At 72.5% G+C, this 17,488-nt stretch carries 14 protein-coding genes; 4 read left to right on the top strand and 10 right to left on the bottom strand.

Features of this window, described 5'->3' with window-relative positions; genetic code table 11:
• Positions 1–224 precede the first annotated feature (224 nt).
• A complete protein-coding gene (locus ACFZBP_RS10965) occupies positions 225–1,172 on the top strand; it encodes a HEAT repeat domain-containing protein (RefSeq protein ID WP_391411904.1) in 948 nt (315 codons plus the stop codon).
• A gap of 16 nt (positions 1,173–1,188) precedes the next feature.
• Here ACFZBP_RS10965 and ACFZBP_RS10960 read toward each other — a convergent pair whose 3' ends face one another.
• The 4 genes from ACFZBP_RS10960 to ACFZBP_RS10945 all read right to left on the bottom strand — a co-directional run bounded on the left by ACFZBP_RS10960 (position 1,189) and on the right by ACFZBP_RS10945 (position 6,825).
• A complete protein-coding gene (locus tag ACFZBP_RS10960) occupies positions 1,189–2,655 on the bottom strand; it encodes an amino acid permease (RefSeq protein ID WP_391411902.1) in 1,467 nt (488 codons plus the stop codon).
• The gene (locus ACFZBP_RS10955; RefSeq protein ID WP_391411900.1) at positions 2,652–4,223 is read right to left on the bottom strand and encodes a GMC oxidoreductase; all 1,572 of its coding nucleotides are present in this window, start codon (positions 4,221–4,223) and stop codon (positions 2,652–2,654) included. Before ACFZBP_RS10955 ends, ACFZBP_RS10960 begins: the two co-directional genes overlap by 4 nt.
• Positions 4,224–4,297: 74 nt before the next feature.
• A complete protein-coding gene (locus ACFZBP_RS10950; RefSeq protein WP_391411897.1) occupies positions 4,298–5,764 on the bottom strand; it encodes an aldehyde dehydrogenase family protein in 1,467 nt (488 codons plus the stop codon).
• A 164-nt stretch (positions 5,765–5,928) separates the two neighbouring features.
• Entirely contained in the window at positions 5,929–6,825 is an 897-nt protein-coding gene (locus ACFZBP_RS10945) for a DMT family transporter (protein WP_391411896.1), read from the bottom strand.
• A 212-nt stretch (positions 6,826–7,037) separates the two neighbouring features.
• Here ACFZBP_RS10945 and ACFZBP_RS10940 point away from each other — a divergent pair, with 212 nt between their 5' ends.
• Positions 7,038–9,200 carry an FUSC family protein gene (locus ACFZBP_RS10940; protein ID WP_391411894.1) on the top strand — a complete coding sequence of 721 codons (2,163 nt, stop codon included), beginning with the start codon at positions 7,038–7,040 and terminating at the stop codon, positions 9,198–9,200.
• Positions 9,201–9,211: 11 nt separating this feature from the next.
• Here the strand turns inward: ACFZBP_RS10940 and ACFZBP_RS10935 are convergent, their stop codons facing one another.
• The 3 genes from ACFZBP_RS10935 to ACFZBP_RS10925 all read right to left on the bottom strand — a co-directional run bounded on the left by ACFZBP_RS10935 (position 9,212) and on the right by ACFZBP_RS10925 (position 10,955).
• Positions 9,212–9,670 (bottom strand): nuclear transport factor 2 family protein, encoded by a 459-nt coding sequence (locus ACFZBP_RS10935; RefSeq protein WP_383443842.1) that lies wholly within the window; start codon positions 9,668–9,670, stop codon positions 9,212–9,214.
• 151 nt (positions 9,671–9,821) lie between these two features.
• Positions 9,822–10,415 carry a DUF4291 family protein gene (locus ACFZBP_RS10930; protein WP_391411892.1) on the bottom strand — a complete coding sequence of 198 codons (594 nt, stop codon included), beginning with the start codon at positions 10,413–10,415 and terminating at the stop codon, positions 9,822–9,824.
• A 180-nt stretch (positions 10,416–10,595) separates the two neighbouring features.
• Positions 10,596–10,955: a hypothetical protein gene (locus ACFZBP_RS10925; RefSeq protein ID WP_383443848.1), complete on the bottom strand. Its 360-nt coding sequence runs from the start codon at positions 10,953–10,955 to the stop codon at positions 10,596–10,598.
• Positions 10,956–11,254: 299 nt separating this feature from the next.
• Between ACFZBP_RS10925 and ACFZBP_RS10920 the strand changes: the two genes are divergently transcribed.
• The gene (locus ACFZBP_RS10920; RefSeq protein ID WP_391411889.1) at positions 11,255–12,436 is read left to right on the top strand and encodes a SpoIIE family protein phosphatase; all 1,182 of its coding nucleotides are present in this window, start codon (positions 11,255–11,257) and stop codon (positions 12,434–12,436) included.
• Between the two features lie 211 nt (positions 12,437–12,647).
• Here the strand turns inward: ACFZBP_RS10920 and ACFZBP_RS10915 are convergent, their stop codons facing one another.
• On the bottom strand, positions 12,648–13,331 hold the full coding sequence (locus tag ACFZBP_RS10915) for an AraC family transcriptional regulator (RefSeq protein WP_391411888.1): 684 nt from the start codon (positions 13,329–13,331) through the stop codon (positions 12,648–12,650).
• Positions 13,332–13,476: 145 nt separating this feature from the next.
• Here ACFZBP_RS10915 and ACFZBP_RS10910 point away from each other — a divergent pair, with 145 nt between their 5' ends.
• Positions 13,477–14,802 carry a DUF418 domain-containing protein gene (locus tag ACFZBP_RS10910; protein ID WP_391411886.1) on the top strand — a complete coding sequence of 442 codons (1,326 nt, stop codon included), beginning with the start codon at positions 13,477–13,479 and terminating at the stop codon, positions 14,800–14,802.
• A gap of 55 nt (positions 14,803–14,857) precedes the next feature.
• On the opposite strand, the gene ACFZBP_RS10905 is transcribed toward ACFZBP_RS10910, so the two are convergent.
• Both ACFZBP_RS10905 and ACFZBP_RS10900 read right to left on the bottom strand, forming a co-directional pair.
• Positions 14,858–15,307 (bottom strand): hypothetical protein, encoded by a 450-nt coding sequence (locus ACFZBP_RS10905; RefSeq protein ID WP_391411884.1) that lies wholly within the window; start codon positions 15,305–15,307, stop codon positions 14,858–14,860.
• Positions 15,308–15,424: 117 nt separating this feature from the next.
• Positions 15,425–17,470 carry a spermidine synthase gene (locus tag ACFZBP_RS10900; RefSeq protein ID WP_391411883.1) on the bottom strand — a complete coding sequence of 682 codons (2,046 nt, stop codon included), beginning with the start codon at positions 17,468–17,470 and terminating at the stop codon, positions 15,425–15,427.
• Positions 17,471–17,488: the final 18 nt, after the last annotated feature.

Raw genomic sequence — 17,488 nt, 5'->3', positions numbered from 1 at the left:
ATACCGAAGCGGCCCACCCGGACGACGGGGCGCCGGAGCGGGATGATCACGCGCGATCACCCTAGGTCTCCGCGACAAGGAGAATCCACATTCCTGCCCGAAATCGGGCAGGAACCTCGAGTTCAAGGCCCAGTTCTCAGGTCGACGTGCCCACGGCTGGGCCCCGTTCGCCGTCGGCCGTACAACCTCCGGCCGACTCGCCGGTCCAACTCATCGGGGTGTGCATGGGATCGGAACAGCAGATCGCCTTCTTCCTGCGGGAGTTGAAGGACGGCGACGCCTGGCGGCGGGCGGCCGCGACGAAAGGCCTCGGCGGGGTCGGCCGGGACGAGCACGCGTGGATGCTCGTCGCAGCGGCCGGCGACCGTGCGCCCGAGGTGCGGGGAGCCGTGGCCGCGGGACTCGGCCGACTCGGGGTCGCCGAGGCGGGCCGTACGGTGCTGCCCGCCCTCATGGGCGACGACGATCCCTGGGTACGGAGCCGGGCCTCGCGCGCCGCGATCCGGCTCGGGCTCGACGGCCCCGCGGCCGTGGACGCCTACGCACGCCTGCTCCGCGACCCTGACCGGCACCTGCGGATCAACGCCCTCGACGGCCTGGGTGCCCTGGGCGTGCCGGGGCACGCTCCCGCGCTGGTGGCCCTGCTGCGCGACCCGGACCCAGCCGTGTGGGGACGCGCCCGCGCCCTGCTGTACCGCCTCCGGCGCGACCCGGCCGTCAGCGCCGAGGTGGTGCGTACGGCCGAGCAGGGCGCGGACGACGCTCGCGTACGGGCGCTCCAACTGCTGCCCGGGGAATGGACCGAGCGCCTCCGCGACGCGCTGGTCACGGGGCTGCGGGATGCGTCCGCCGAGGTGCGGATCGCGGTGGCCGCCCGGTTGTCCGACGTCGAGGCCACGCGGACGCGGGACGCCCTGGTCGGGGCGCTGGAGACGGAACGGGACGCCGACGTCGCCGCCTCACTGCTGCGCGGGCTCGGCCGGCGCAGCGAGGAACGCGTCACCGGGCCCGCGACACGATGGCTCGGCGATGCCGTCGCCGGGCCCTCGGCCGCGTACGCGCTGGAGCCGCCGGGGCACCGGCCGCCACCGTGGTACTGCGCACCGCCGTCAACGACCCCGCGCGCGGCGGCCGACGACGCCCTGCGGGCGCTGGACGGGGGCCGGCCCTGAGCAAGGGGCGTGACTCTCAGCTCTCCGGCACGGCGTCGCCCGACGGCGCGTTGCCACGGCCGTAGTGGTGCGTGGTGAACATGTAGAGCAGGCCCGTGCCCAGCACCACCGCGCCGCACAGCAGGACGATCCAGTTCTCCCACCACGGCTTCTCCGGGGTGCGGGCCCAGCAGATGTTGACGATCGCGAAGATGCCGTAGGCCAGCGCCCCGATGTTCACCGCGAGCCCCCAGCGGCCCAGCGTGAACTCCCCTGCCGGACGCCAGCCCTTGAGCCGGGCCCGCAGCGCCGCCAGGACCACCATCTGGAACGAGGCGTAGATGCCGAGGATCGCGAACGACACGATGTTGGTCAGGGCGTCCTCGGAGAACAGTGAGGCGAACGCGATGAGCAGCGGCACCGCGGCGGCCACCAGCAGCGCGTAGCCGGGGACCGCGCGGGCGTGCGCGAACCTCCGCAGCAACTGGTGCCCGACGATCATCTCGTCCCGGGCGTACGAGTAGATGAGCCGCCCCGCCGCCGCCTGGAGGCTGATCGTGCAGGACAGGAAGGAGATCAGCACCACCGCCATCACCAGCCGGGCCCCGGTCTCGCCCATGGCGTCGTAGAGCACGTCCACCACCGGGTCGGCCTGCTCGCCCGAGATGACCGCGCCGTAGTCCGTGACCGACAGCAGCAGCGACATACAGGTGAACGTGGCCGCCGCGCCGCCGATGTAGATGGTGCGGCGCATCGCCCTCGGGATGACACGGCCCGGGTGGGCGACCTCCTCGGCGGTGTCGCCGCAGGCCTCGAAACCGTAGTACTGGTAGAAGCCGATGATGGCCGCGGCGAGGAACACCGGCAGGTAGGAGCCGTCACCCTCGGTGCCGTAGGTGTCGAAGATGACGCCGAGGCCGTGGTGGCGGTGGGTGGACAGCAGGTAGATGCCGACGACCAGGGCGCCGATGAGTTCGCCGACGAAGCCGATCACGGCCGCCGCCGACAGCGCCTTGGTGCCCATGTAGTTGATGAGGACGGCGACGACGATGAGCACCGCCGTGCACAGCACGGTGTTGTGCACGGAGGTCTTGAAGCCGAAGAGGATGGCGATGTAGGGGCCGGCGCCGTACGCGACGGAGGTGATGGTCACCAGCAGCGCCCACATGTACACCCAACCGGTCATCCACGCCCAGCGTTTGCCCCACAGCCGCCGGGCCCACGGGTAGACGCCACCGGCGATGGGGTACTGCGCGACGACCTCGCCGAAGATGAGCGCGACCAGGAACTGGCCGCAGCCCGCGAGCACGAACGCCCAGATCATCGGAGGTCCGCCCTCGGCGAGCGCGGTCCCGAAGAGCGTGTAGGTGCTCACCACCGGGGAGAGGTAGGTGAAACCGAGGGCGAAGTTCGCCCACGGCCCCATGTCCTTGCGGAACTCCGAGCCGGGCTCGCCACCGGGGGCGTCGGACGACGCGGCGGGCGGCCGCTCCGGGCCCGTCACTGCCCGGCCCCGCGTGCCGTCGGTCCGGGACGGCCGGTGATCAGGTCGGCGGCGCGTTCCGCGGCGAGCAGGACCGTCACCATCGGGTTGATGGTGGGCATCGTCGGGAACACCGACGCGTCCACGATGCGTACGCCCTCGAAGCCGCGCAGTCTCAGCTCCGGGTCGCAGACGGCCCAACGGTCGTCCGGGGCGCCCATACGGCACGTGCCCGCCGGATGGTAGACCGTGTGCGCGGCGCGACGCCCGTACTCCGACAGGTCGGCGTCGGAGACGACGTCCGGGCCGGGCGCGACCTCCCGGACCAGCCAGTCGCGCAACGGGTCGGTCGCGGCGACATCGCGGGCCACGCGCAGACCGTCCACGATCGTGCGCTCGTCGTGGCCCTCGGGATCGGTGAAGTACCGGAAGTCCAGGGCGGGTTGCTCGTCCGGGTCGGCGCTGCGCAGCCACATCCGGCCGGTGGAGCGGGCCCGCGGCACGTTCGGCGTCATACACACGCCGTACCGCGGCACGGGGTAGCCCAGCCGTTCGGTGTTGACGGTGAACGGCACCTGGTAGAAGTGGAACATCAGGTCCGGGCGCGGCTGGCCCTTGTCGCGGCGCAGGAACAGGCCGGCGTCCGAGTCCATCGCGGAGTTGGGCGGCAGCGGACCCGCGGTCTCCCAGACGATCACGGACTCGGGGTGGTCCAGCAGGTTCTCGCCCACGCCGGGCAGGTCGGCGCGTACGTCGATGTCCAGGGCGCGCAGCTCGTCGGCCGGACCGATGCCGGAGAGCAGCAGCAGACGCGGGGTGTCCACGGCCCCCGCGCACAGCAGGAGTTCCCGCTCGGCCCGCACGGTGGCCGGCCGGCCGTCGGCGTCGCGGACGGCGACCCGGGTGAGCCGCCCCGCCTCGTCCGTGAGCAACCGGTGCGCCCAGGTCTCCAGCAGCAGCGTCAGGTTGGGCCGGTCCAGGACGGGGTGGAGGTAGGCGACCGACGCGGAGGACCGCAGATTGCCCTCCGGCTGGTAGGCCAGCGAGAAGAAGCCGGCGCCGTCGGCGAAGGGTTCGGCGTTGAAGTCGTCGACGACGGGCACGTCGAGCGCGCGGGCGGCCGCGGTGACGAAGTCCTTGGCGATGGGGTTACGGTCCGCCTCGGCGACCGGGACGATGTCGGTGAGCAGCCGGTCGCGGTAGGGCAGGATCGTCGCCGGGTCCCAGCCGGAGCAGCCCCGGCCCACCCAGTCGTCGAGGTCCTGCGGCAGCGGCAGAAAGCTGATCAGCGTGTTGTGCGAGGAGCAGCCGCCCAGCACGCGCGCGCGTGAGTGCAGGATGTGGGAGTTGCCGCGCGGCTGCTCGACGGTGGTGTAGCCGTAGTCGAACTCCGAGCCCAGCAGGTTGATCCAGTTGCGCAGACGCAGGATGCGTTCGTCGCCGACATCGCTGGGGCCGCCCTCGACGACACAGACGCGGCAGTCGGGGTCCTCGCTCAGCCGGGCGGCGAGCACACAGCCGGCGGTGCCGCCGCCGACGACGACGTAGTCGTAGGCGGACTCTGCGCCGTGCGCGGGAGTGGTGGCCATGCGGTGCCTTTCTTCGGTGGCCGGTGCGCCACGGGTTCGTCCGCGCCGCCGCGGCGGACGGCGGGGTTGTCCGGTCAGCCCTTGAACCAGCCGGAGGGGGCGGGGGAGAGGTTCTGGTAGATGTGCTTGGCCTCCTGGTACTCCCGCAGCCCCGTCGGGCCGAGCTCGCGCCCGACGCCGGAGCGGCCGAAGCCGCCCCACTCGGCCTGCGGGACGTAGGGGTGGAAGTCGTTGATCCACACGGTGCCGTGCCGCAGCCGCTGGGCGACCCGCTGGGCACGGCCCGCGTCGGACGTCCACACGCCGCCCGCCAGGCCGTAACGGGTGTCGTTGGCCAGCTCCACCGCCTCGTCCTCGGAGCGGAAACGCTCGACGGTGACCACCGGCCCGAAGACCTCCTCCTGGACGATGCGCATGGACCGGTCGCAGTCGGCGAAGATCGTCGGCAGCAGGAAGAAGCCACGGCTGAGCGCCGGGTCGTCGGGCCGGGCGCCGCCGGTGACGAGCCGGGCGCCCTCCTCCCGGCCGATGGCGATGTACCGCTCGACCTTCTCGCGGTGCTCGGCGGAGCTGAGCGGACCGCTCTCCGTGCCCTCCTCCAGACCGTTGCCGAGCCGGATCGCCCGGGCGCGGTCGGCGTACGCCTCGACGAACCGGTCGTGCAGCGAGTCCTCGACGAGCAGCCGCGAACCGGCCGAGCAGACCTGCCCCGAATGCAGGAACGCGGCGTCCAGCGCGTAGTCCACGGCGGCCTCGAAGTCGGCGTCCGCGAACACGATGTTGGGGTTCTTCCCGCCGAGTTCCAGGGCGATGTTCCGCGGCCCCTCCGCGGCGCTGGCCATGATGGCGCGACCGGTGTTCAGACCGCCGGTGAACGACACCAGGTCGACGTCGGGGTGAGCGGTCAGGGCCGCGCCGACGGTCGCCCCGGAGCCCAGCACCAGGTTGGCGACGCCGGGCGGCGCGCCGGCCTCCTCGATCAGCCGGATCATGGCGATCGTGGTGAGCGGGGTGGTCTCGCTCGGCTTGAGGACGAAGGTGTTGCCGGCCGCGAGCGCCGGGGCGACCTTCCAGGAGGCCTGCAGCAGCGGGTAGTTCCAGGGCGCGATGAGCGCGCAGACGCCGACCGGCTGGTAGACGACCCGGCTGAGCACGTCCGGCCCGACGTCCACGACCCGGCCGCCGTCCTTGCCCGCGAGCTCGGCGAAGTAGCGGAAGGCGTTCGCCACGTCCTCCACGTCGATACGCGCCTCGGTCAGCGTCTTGCCGGTGTCGAGGGTCTCGGTGCGGGCGATGTCCTCCTTGTCCCGCAGCAGCAGGTCCCGGACGCGCAGCAGAAGGTCGGCACGGCGACGGGAAGGGGCGTTCGCCCAGTCCTCCTCGACGAACGCACGCCGGGCGGCGCGCACCGCGCGGTCCACGTCGGCGGCGTCGGCCTCGTCGACGCCGGTGACCACCGAAGCGTCGTACGGGTTGACCACCTCCCGCCGCCCACCCGCCGCCGCCTGCGTCCACTCGCCGTCGATGTACAGCTCACCCACCGCGGGGCCTCCTTCGCATCCGCCCGGTGCCGATCGGCTCGACGGTCAGCAACATGGCCCATCGAACGGGCAGCGGCCACGGGACGCACCGCCGCAACGGTGTCCGGGCGGTGCAGAGGACCCGGGTGGGCTAGGGACGTCGCGTCACGCCACTTCGGGATCCGCTACCCGGTCCGGGGCTCCTCCTCCGGCGCCACCAGCGACCGGGTCAGCGGGATCCGCGCCAGGGCCAGCAACCCGGCGGCGATCAGCGCGACACCGAACAGCTGGGGCAGCAGCCACCACCCCGAGCGGATCTCCTCCTCGTACAGGCTGATGCCGAGGGCGAGGCTCACCAGCGCGTCGCCCAGGGTGAGCGCGGGCTGCGAGGCGACCAGCGGGCCGGCCTGCATCGCGTTCTCCAGCAGGAACAGCGCGCACACCCCGGTCGCGGCGAACGCGTACGTCTGCCACGCGGAGAAGAAGCCCGCGACTCCCTGCTCCTCCAGGATGTGCGTGGCGGCCTTCATCAGCGCCGCGGTCACCGCGTAACTGATCGCCGTCGCGGCACCCAGACACGCCGCCCGGGCGCGTCCCTCCGGTCGCCGCAGGGCGGCCACGGCGAGGGCTACGACGAGCCCCATGCACACGGCGAGCGCGGGGACCCAGCGGTCCAGCGCCACATGGGTGCGGTTACCGGTGGGGGAGGCGGCGAAGAGCGCGACCGCCAGCCCCGCCACCACCACCGCCACGGCCAGCCAGCCCTTGCCCGGCAGCCGCCGGTTCATCAGCAGCGAGGCGACGACGAGGGTGAGCGGCAGCTCCAGCACGAACAGCGGCTGCACGATCGTCAGCGGCCCGTTGGCGAGCGCCAGCGCCTGGCAGACGGCGGCGGCGATCACCGCGAGGATGCCGGCCAGCCAGACGGGCCGGCGCAGCAGGTCGAGCATCAGCCCGGCCCGCAGTCCCTCCGAGCGCGGCACGGTGAGCGCCGCCTTGCGCTGGAGCACCGTCGCGACGGCGTTGCTGAGGGCCGCGCAGAGCGCGAAGACGACGGAGAGCGGGGTGTGCAGCGGGGCCACCTCCCCGGGCGGCGGACGGGTGCGAAGGGACGCGGGTGCGCCAGAGGAGCCGGGCAGCGCTCCCTGTCACCGTACGGCCAGGCCACGCACGACGCCGCCATGGCTCGCGGAGCTGCCGCAGGCCTGCGGAGCTGCCACCGCCCTGCGGCTGCGGACAATGGAAGGACGGCCGTGGGATGCTCCCCGGGGCGGGGCCGCGGGAGAGGAGCACCATGCCGCACCGGCCCTCGTCACCGGACCATGTGCAGGCCGCGCGCCGTGCGGTACGGATCACCGTGGCGGCCGGCGTCGGCTTCTACCCGGCCGTGTACGTCCTGGACGAGCCCGCCGTGGCGTTGTACGCCCTCTTCACCCCGATCTCGCTCGGCATCCTCTCCCCGCTGCCCGGCTCGGGCCGGGACCGCGCACGCGTCGTCCTGCGCGCCCTTCCGGTCGCCATGGCCCTGACCGCGCTCGGCACCGCCCTCGCCGTGGCCACCGCGCCCGCGGTCGCCGGGATGGTCCTGGTGGGCTTCGTGATGTCCTTCGGCGCGGCCTGCGGCCCGGCCCCGGCCGGCGCCGCCCCCGGACTCCAGCTGTTCTACATCCTGGCCTGCTTCCCGCCGTACGCGCCCGACACCCTCCACGAACGGCTGGCCGGCCTGCTCGTCGGGGGCACGCTCCTGATGCTCTGCGAACTGCTGGTGCTGCCCGCGCCCGAGGACGTCTCCTACCGCGAGCGGCTCGCCTCGGCCCTGGAGGTGGCGGCCCGCGCGGCGCGCGCCGCGGTGCACGGCCACCCGGCCGACCCCGGTCGCGCCCGCGAACTGCGGGCCGCCGGCCAGTCCCTGCGACTGTCGCGGCTGCCGCCCGCCGTACGCCCCGCCGGAGCGGGCCGCACCGACCGCGCCCTGGCACACACGGGCGGCGCCACCCGACGCCTCCTCGACCAGCTGGCCCGCGCAGCAGAACACTCCGCGAGCGCATCCGAGGCCGCGCCCACGAAGTCCCCCGTGGATCCCGTGTCGGCGCCACTGCTGGCCGCGATCGCGGCGGAGTGCCTCACCATGGCGGAGAACCTGCGCGGCCGGCGCCCCGTCGCGGGCCCCGAGGCACTGGAGGAGATGGTCGAGCAGTTCCTCACCACTCGCACTCGCGCCACGCTCGCCCGCGATCCACCGTCGTCCCGCACCCTGCGCCGCCAGTCGGCCGTCCTCGCCGAGGCGGCCTCGGCCGTGACCGCGCGGGCGGCCCTGTCCATCGCGATCGGCGGCAGACGCGCCGTCCGCGGCCTGCCGAGCGAACAGCTCTGGTACGCCGAGCCGCCGGCCGTCGTCCTGTGGCTGCGGCGGCTCACCGGGAACCTGACGCTGCGCTCGGTCGTGTTCCAGAACGCCGTCCGCACGGCCCTCGGACTGGGCGTCGCACGCCTCGTCGCCGGCTCGCTGGACCTCTCCCACGGCTTCTGGGTGCTGCTCGCCGTGCTGACACTCGGACGTACCACGGCCGGGGCCACCCTGTCCGCGGTGCGCCTCGCGGTGATCGGCACGTTGGCGGGAGCACTGGCAGCGGGAGCCCTGATCCTCTGGGCGGGCGAGACGACCGACGTCTACGCCGCGCTCCTGGCCCCCCTCATGCTGCTGGCCTTCACCGTGGGACCGATCGCCGGCATCGCCTGGGCCCAAGGGCTGTTCACACTCGTCGTCTCCACCGCCTTCGCCCAGCTCGCGCCGGTCACCTGGCGGATCGGCGAGGTCCGGGTCGTGGACGTCCTCACCGGCTCCTGCATCGGCCTGCTCTGCGGCGTCCTGGCCTGGCCGGCCGGAGCGGCCACCGAGGTCCGGCGCGGCATGACCGCCCTGCTCCAGGAGGCCGCGCCTCTCATCCCGGCCACGGTGGCGGCCACGCTGCCCGCCTGCGCCCCGCAGGCTTCATCGGCGCACCCGGAGGGCCCCGAGGACGGCGAGCGGACCCGTTGGGAGACACGGCACCGGTTGCGGCTCGCCGAGGCGGCGTACGCCCAGTACCGCAGCGAACCGGCGACCCGTCACGAGCACGCCCCCGACTGGCCGGCCGCCCTCAACTTCGCGATCCACACCCTGGTCGGCGCCAACTGGCTGCCCCGCCTCGCGGCGCGCGACCCCGACCGCCAGGTGCCCGACGCCCTGGTCGGCTGGGCCCGCGAGGCGGCCGAGTCGACGGCCACCGCAGCCACCCGCGCGGCGGACTTCCCGGCCGGCGGCACCCGGGTGCCGCCACCGCCCATCCCGTACCCGTCCGCCACCTCCCCGGACGCCCCGGCCCCGCCGCTGCCGCCCGCCCTCGCGGACGTCGAGAACTGGCTCGTCACCCTGCGGGCGGACCTGCGAGCGATGAACGACGGCACGTCACCCTGAGCCGCGCGCCGTCACGGGGCGCAGGCCTGGGCGATCGACAGGCTGTTCTCGTACAGATGATGCCGGGTGATCCGGCCGTCCTCGACGGTGAGGTGCAGCGCGAACGGCCCCTCGAAGCCCTTGCCCGTGGCCCGTACGGTCCCGGACAGGTGCCCCATCAGCACGGCGTCGGTGCCGTCGACGACAAAGGTGTCCACGCAGGCGCGCGCGTCCTCGGGGACGGTGTGTTCCGTCAACTCCGTGAACTGGGCGGCGCATTCAGCGGCGGTGGAACGTGGCCGGATCCACGGGACGCCGGGGTTCTCCGCGAGCAGCCAGTCGACCTCGTCGGCGAAGAGCGCGACGAGCCGCCCGGTGTCACCGGCCAGTCGGGCGGCGACGAACTCCTGCACGACGGACCGCGTGACCTCGGCGACGGACGTCGTCGCGGAAGCCGAACCGGCCGTGGACGGGGTGGACTTGACGGGCATGGCGCTCTCCTCGGGGCTGCGGGCGGATTCCGGGGCATTCCGTACCGCTTCGGTGTCGGGTCCGGCGTCGGTGCGGTGTGCTCGATCCTGCCCGGGAGAGGGGAGAGGCGTCGATTACCTCCGAGGTCATGGCGTCCCCGGGGGGAGGGGCTCATGGGCGCAGGTGGTCCAAGAGCCCGTCGGGCGTGGGGTAGGCGGACTCCCGGGGGAGAAGCCGCTGGGCGGCGTCCAGCTCCCCGGCCCGCACATGCCGGTGGATCTCGTGCGCGAGGGGCGTGACGTCGGTGATGGAGACCGTCCACTCGTCCGCGTAGCGGCGCGCGGCCTCGCCGGAGAGCCCGAGCTGCAGGGAGCGGTGGTGAAGGGGCCGCAGACGCATGTCGCGCTCGGGGTCCCATTGGACACGGGCCGGGGCCTGCCGCATCCGGCGCTTCCACTCGGCCTGGTCGGAGTGCAGTCCGCGCTCGTAGTGGGACAGGCACGCCTGCCGCAACGCCCACTCGAAGCCCTCGCGGGCGATCTCGACCGCGAGGACGGTCTCCTGGCCCTCCTTGGTGGCCCACCCGCAGCGGTACATCATCCAGAGGAACGACGGCTTGATCCACGTCATCCGGTCACGCTTCCAGGCCGCCGGGAACCGGCCCTCGGCGGCCGCGGGCAGGCCGATCCCCGGGGCGTAGGCCTGGTAGACGGTGATCGTGGAGTCGGTGTGGCGGGCGCGCACCTGGTACTTGGGTTCTGACACAGGCACAGCCTGGGGCTTGGGATCGGCACGCGCCAACGGATTATCCGAGCCGGCAAGCGGCTTGACCGAGCCGGGAGGCGACCGCCCGCCCGGTCGAGCTAGGGGGTGTCCCGGAAGCCCCGCACAGCACCCACGGCGTCCGGCGGGCTCGGGCACCGCACGGGACTTCCGAAACACCCCCTAGCTGCCCGGCAAGTGGCCGGGCCCCCGCCGTACCTCCCAGAACGTGAAGATGTGCAGCGCCGCCTCGATCCGTGCCACCGTGCGGCTGTCGGGCTGGCCGGCGAACCGGACGAAGACGACAGACGACCCCGGATCGTCGGCGACGTACAGGGTCAGCGGCACCCGGCCCATGAGCGGGTAGTCGTACCAGACGGACCGCTCGACATCGGTCGTCGGCAACGCCGTTTCGACGGCCTGCCAGTCCGAGTCGTCGAAGTCGTAGTCCACGAACGCAGCGACCGACTCGCACAGCGCCCGTAGATTCGTGTCGAGGATCCAGTCGTCGACGACGACGCCGTCAGGTTCCGGGGTGGTCATCGTGCACCGTCCGCTCTCGTCCAGGCCTCGTTGCGGACACCGAGAGGGCCACGGAGGGCCACGGAGGACCTCGGGAAGTCCGTGGCGATCATCCGGGCCATCGGACCGTCATGTCCAGCGAGATTCTCGACGGCCGGAGAACCGAACCACCGTCATCCGTACGGCGCAGGCGTCGAGCCCCGTCGAGCCCCGCTGTTCCCCCGCCCGCCCCGGCCGCCGGGCAGGCCACCGGCCCCGGTGTGAGACTGCTGAGCGAGGCGAGGGAACCGTGTCGCACGGTCACGGTGAGAGGAGGCGAGGTGGTGACGTCGGAGCACGGTGACGGTGTGCTGGAGGAGTTCCTCGCCGATCCGGAGAACTCGGCGCTGGACATCACCACCGTGGTGGCCCGCTGCTGCGAGGCGCTCGGGCTTCAGCAGGCGGTGATCTACCTCGCCGACCTGCAGCAGCGCCGGCTGGTCCCGCTGACCGACGTGTCCTCCACACTGCCGATCGACGACTCGCTCGCCGGCTGGACCTATCGCACCCAGTCCCTGCGCGTGGAGGAGTCCGAGGGCGGCGGCCTGACGACGTGGCACCCGCTGCTGGACGGCGCCGAGCGGCTCGGCGTGCTCGCGGTGCACTCGGCCACGCTCACACCGCTCTCGCTGCGCCGCAGCCGTACGCTCGCCGCGCTGCTCGCCATGATGATCACGTCCAGGCGTGCGTACCAGGAGTCGTTCGTACGCCGGACCCGCACCGAACCGATGCAACTGCCCGCCGAGATGCTGCGGGCCTTCCTGCCGCCCCGCACGATCGGCACGACACACGTCGTCTCCACGGCCCTGCTGGAACCCGCGTACGATCTCGGCGGTGACGCCTTCGACCACGCCCTCACCGACACCACCCTGCACGCCGCCGTCCTCGACGCCATGGGCCACAACCTCGCCTCGGGACTGACCACCGCGGTGTCGTTGTCCGCCTGCCGCAACGCGCGGCGCACCGGGGCCGACCTGCCGGAGGTGGTGGAGAGCGTGGACGAGGCACTTTCACGCTGGCTCCCCGACCAGTTCTGCACCGGCGTACTCGCCCAGCTGGACCTGGCGAGCGGAGTGCTGCGCTGGACCAACTGCGGACACCCCGCGCCCCTGCTCATCCGCGACCGGCGGCCGCTCGTCGACGCCCTGGAGCGGGAGCCCGATCCGCCGATGGGCCTGCCGTCCCTGTTGGCCGACTCCTCGCGGCAGACCCACGAGGTCGCCCTCCAACCAGGCGACCGGGTGCTGCTGTACACCGACGGCGTCACCGAGTCCCGCACCCGGGACGGCGGCCTGTTCGGGTTGGAGCACTTCGCCGACTACATCATCCGCGCCACCTCCGCGGGCGAACTGGCGCCGGAGACCCTGCGGCGGCTGATCCACTCGATCCTGGACGCCCAGCCTGGGCGCCTCCGCGACGACGCGACGCTCCTGCTGTTCGAGTGGCGGCCCCCGACCCGATGACCGCGACCCGGTGCCCACGGGACCCCGGCCGGCCTTCCCCCGGCGCGGGCTCCTACGCAGCGGGCCTCGCTTCGAGGAGGGAGAAGGGCTCGGCGTCGGCGAGCGGGGTGCTCGACGTGAGGGTGAGGCCGGCCCGACGTCGCGGTGGAGGTCGGACTGGTCCGTGTAACCGCACGCGAGGGCCACGTCGGTGCGGCGTTGTGACCTGAGCTCAGCGGGCGGCACGGTCGAAGCGGACCAGCATCGTGGCGCGTTTGGGGGTGAGGCCGACCTGGTCCGTGAACCTGGCCCACAGCCGCTTCCGGCTCCAGCCGCAGGACGCGGCGAGGTCGTCGACGCGAACCCGGCCCCGGCGGGCGACGATGGTCTGCCAGGCGGCGGCGACCTCGACCGTCATCGACGGCGCCCGCGCGGCCCGCCCCGCGAGGAACTCGTCGGTCAGCGCGAGGCGTTCCTGCCGGGTCGTGGCCCCGGCGAGCCGCTCGCGCAGCCGCCGCTCCTGGCACCCCCACAGCTCTTCGAGGCCGGTGACGGATCCGTCGAGTTCGCGCGGCGAGACCTCGAGCACCCGGTAGGCCGCCAGTGGCGAGAGACGGATCTCGACGCACTCGACACGCCGGCCACGAATACGGGCCTGACCGGGCGACAACCCGGCGACCAGGCTGTTCAGCGGCTGTCGCTCCACTGCACTGTCCACCCGGAGCGGCTCGTCCCCGAGCCCGACGACCACGGCGGGCTGGGGGAGTACGCGCAGATCCAGTCCGGCGGCGAGCCGGTCGCGGAAACCGGCCATCCGCACGCCCTCCAGCGCCGTACCGCCGAGCGGGCGGGCGACTTCCCAGCCGCTCTCGGCGTCAAGGCCCGTGGGTGCGAGTGCCACGTCGTAGCTGCGCATGCTTCCACGGTCGCCGACGCCGGCGTCTCCTGTCTTGGACGAATGTTCCCCGGACGCCTTCGGCTCGCGGGCTCCATACTTTGGTCGGTCGCGCCGAGACCGAAGGCGGATGTCCCGGCACCGGACGCCTTCCTAGCGTGGCGGTGTGACGACGACCGACTCCGAGACCGCAGACAGCACCGGGGCCCCCGACGGCACGGGAGCCCCCGACGGCGCCGGGCCAGTCGACCGGCCGCCGCGCGGGGCCGTGCGCAATGGGGAACGAGCGCTCGCACCCGATCTGGCGCGGGGCATCATGCTCCTGCTGATCGTCGTGTCGAATACCGCGTTCCACCTCTGGGCGGCTCGCCACGGCCCCTCGGGGTGGCAGCCGGTCGACGGTTCCTGGGTGGACCGGGCGGCGCAGTTCACCATGATCACCGCGCTGGACCTGCGCGTGTACCCGCTCTTCGCGTTCCTCTTCGGCTACGGCATGACGCAGCTCTACCTGCGTCAGGTCGAGGCCGGGGCCACCGGGAGCGCCGCCGTCGGCATCCTGCGCCGCCGCAGCCTGTGGCTGATCGTCATCGGGCTGTCGCACTCCACGCTCCTGATGGCCGGTGACATCGTCGGCTACTACGGCGTACTCAGCCTGGTCCTGGGCTGGCTCTTCGTCAGGCGCAGCGAGCGGGCGCTGAAGTGGTGGATCGGCACAGCGGCCGTACAACTGCTGCTGATCTCGGTGTTGCCCGTCGTCACGGCCCTGCTGCGGGGCGAACTGGGGTCGTTGGGGGACGCGTCGGCGGAGCCGCGCTTCATGGCGTACGCGTCGGGCGAGGAGAGCTTCCTCGCGGCGGTCGGCACCCGGCTGACGTCCGGCCTGTTCGTCACCTTCGTCGCCGCCCCCTTGGCACTCGTCGGCGGCGGCTACCTGGTGTTCCTCCTCGGCTTCTGGGCGGCACGCCGACGCGTCCTGGAAGAGCCCGGACGGCATCTGCGCCTGCTGCGCCGCACCGCGGTCGGCGGGATCACGATCGGCTGGCTGGGCGCGCTGCCCGCAGCGCTCGCCCACGTCGGCGCCCTGGACGTGCCGGAGGACGCACAGAGCGAGGAAGGGGTGCTCACCCTCCTGCGCGATGTCACCGGGAACGCCGGCGGGGTCGGCTACGTCGCTGCCGTAGCCCTGTTCACCCACTGGTGGACCCACCGCGGCCCCGGCAAGGAGAAGCGCTGGGGCGGGAGGACCGTCGTGGCGGTCTCAGCGGTCGGCAAGCGGTCGTTGTCCTGCTACCTCGCCCACTCGCTGATGTTCTCCCCACTCCTCGCGGCCTGGGGCCTCGGCCTCGGCGAGCACCTGACCAGCGCCACCATGGTGCTCTTCGCGGTCGGCGTCTGGCTGGTGACGGTCGCCGGCGCGTACGCGCTGGAACGCGCCGGGCGACAGGGGCCGATGGAGGCGGCCCTGCGACGGCTGGTGTACCGCCGCACCTGACCCGGACGCGGATACGTCAGTCGCGGCGTCCGGGTCGGCGACGGCGTGGGCCCGCTCAGCCCGCGTACACCCGGCCCTCCTTGACGACGAAGTGCGTCGGGTCGGAGCAGCCGAGGGACGGCGTACGCAGCAGACTCACCGTCAGGGGCGCCGGTTCTGTGCTCGCGGTCGAGAACTCGCAGACGGCCCCCGAACCGGTCAGCGGGTACCAGAACCAGCCGTCCACGTCGCCGACCGTCACCCGGTCCGACTCCTTCCAGGCGCCGTTGGACTGCGTGTAGACCTGCAGCCGCACCGAGGCCGCGTACTCGTCCTGCGTCGAACGCAGCGCGGTCAGCGTGACCTTGTAGTCGGTACCGAGCTGGGACGAGGCGATCTGCCGGGTCTGCGGCGCGGCGGTACCGGCGCTGGACGCACCGGCGCCGGCGGCACCGAGACCTGCCACCATCAAGGCGGTGAGAAGCGCCGCAGTGCCGCGACGCCTACGAGTGCTGGCCAAGCTCATGTGTTCCCCCGTGGAACGAGTCGGAAGGGCGCTCTGACGAATGCCCGGTCACCGGTGAAGACACGCGACACGCATTGGGGGTTGTACGGCAGGCCGGTCGGGCGCTCCGCCTGCCGGCTAGCTCTTGACGGCCACCGTCTCGTCCGGCTGGCGCGTGCTCTGCCCGTCCGACCCGCGCCCGGCGAAGCGCATGGCGACGCAGGCCCCCAGGTACAGCAAGGCGACGACCAGCAGCAGCGCCTGATATCCCGTCAGCAGCGCAAGATACTCGAGCGCACCCCCGGTCAGCGCGCCCAGCAGGTTCGCGCCGAACGCGGACGTCGGGTCGGGGGCCAGCGCGAGGCGGTCGGAGAAGATGAGGTTGGCGCAGAAGATGGGGGCGAAGGCCAGGGCGATGGCGGCCGCGAGCCGGCCGGCCGGGGGCAGCGAGAGCACGGCCTGCGTCGGAACGAGCCAGGCCACGGCGAGCGAGCCGAACAGCAGCACCTGCAGGAGCAGTAGGTTGACCCGCCGCAGCCTGCGCCGGACCTCCACCGCGGCGAGGACGGAGAGCAGCACGCCGAAGAAGACCAGGGCGTTGACCAGCCAGGTCGTACCGAAGTACAGCGCGAACCCGATCACGTTCTTCGTTTCGAGCAGCATGAAGGCCGCACCCAGCAGGAACATGTCGGTGTAGCGGAACGTGCTGCGGATACGGACCCCGGTCAGACGCACCGCCAGCAGCGTCACCAGCAGGATCGCGCCCAGGGCGCCCAGATACAGCGTGGGGATGCCCCGGTGCAGCAGATACGGGAAGGGGTGGTCGTCGGTCGCGGACGCCGGGACCGGGCCGCTGGGCTGCCAGATCTGCTGGCAGGACTGGTCGGCGGGCGTCATCCCGGCCACCAGCACGGCCGCGTTCCGTTTGAACGTCGTCATACAGGGGGCGTGGCCGTAGAGGTGGTCGAGCTCACCGGCGAAGCGGTCGACCAGCCAGGCCTTGCGGTAGTAGTTGTACATCGCGAACGCGCCGTCCGGTGCCAGATGATCCCGTGCCGCCTCGAACGCCTCCCGCGTGAACAGATAGCTCTCCAGCCGCAGGTTGCTCGCGCCCGACACCAGCGTCAGTGAGTCCGGAAGCGCCAGGATGATCAGGTCGTACTTGGCGTTCGTCCGCTCCAGGAACGCCCGCCCGTCGTCGATGTGGACGTGCACCCTGGGATCGTCGTACGGCCGCGCCGGATGCAACTGCGCGCCGATCTCCTGGAGGCGGGGGTCGATCTCGACCGCGTCCACCCGCTCCGCGCCGTGCGCCAGCGCGACCGCGACGTCATTGCCGTTGCCTGCCCCGATGACCAGCACGCGCTTGTGTGGGTTGCGGGGCGTCTGCTCGTAGGCCTGCTGATAGGGCGAGTTCTCCCGCATCAGCACCGGCAGCGGCGCGGTGCTCTGGTGCGGGACGCCGTTGGCGGAGATGTAGTACGTCCGGGTGGCGGTCGGCGACGCCTTGAGTTCGATCTTGTAGTACGGCGACCAGGAGACACCGGCCGCCGTCGACTCCAGGAACAGCGCGGCCACCATCGCGGTGAGCGGAATGCCGTACAGCAACGTGTTGCGGCGCCCGCCCAGGACCAGCAGGGCCACGGCGGCGAGGACGCCCCACACGACCGACGGGGCGCGCAGCCAGGACAGTACGGCGAACGACACCGAACCGGTGATGCTGCCGATCAGGTCGTAGCGGTAGGCGTCCAGCGAGGGCAGCTGGCGGAAGAGATCGGCGGTGATCTTCCCGATCCCGGCCATGATCACCGCGGTCAGCAGGAAGATGGCGGGCAGCGTCACCCACTGGGGCAGGCCCGTGGTCTTCACGGCGGTGAAGTAGATGACCTCACTGCTGCTCTGACGCACCTGCACCGGGTACGCCCGTACGAAGATGACGAGCAGGGCGAGCGGAATCGGTGTCCAGCGTTTGAGCCACCGCCCGCGCGTGGCCGGGATCAGGAACCCGATGCCGATGCCGAGGAACGATCCCAGCAGGATGAAGTTCGAGAAGTAGCTGAGGTGGACGACATTGGCGCCCGCCCATCTGATCAGCGCCAGCTCGACGAACAGCATGGTGGTGCTGGCCAGCACGAGCCTCCAGCGCACCGAGAACGCTGATTGCCCCGATTTGGTCATCTTCATGCCGATTTACGGTGCCAG

It is taken from the genome of Streptomyces sp. NPDC008086, assembly GCF_042957325.1.
Classification (GTDB): Bacteria; Actinomycetota; Actinomycetes; order Streptomycetales; family Streptomycetaceae; genus Streptomyces.
This window is presented reverse-complemented; position numbering and strand designations above follow the sequence as displayed.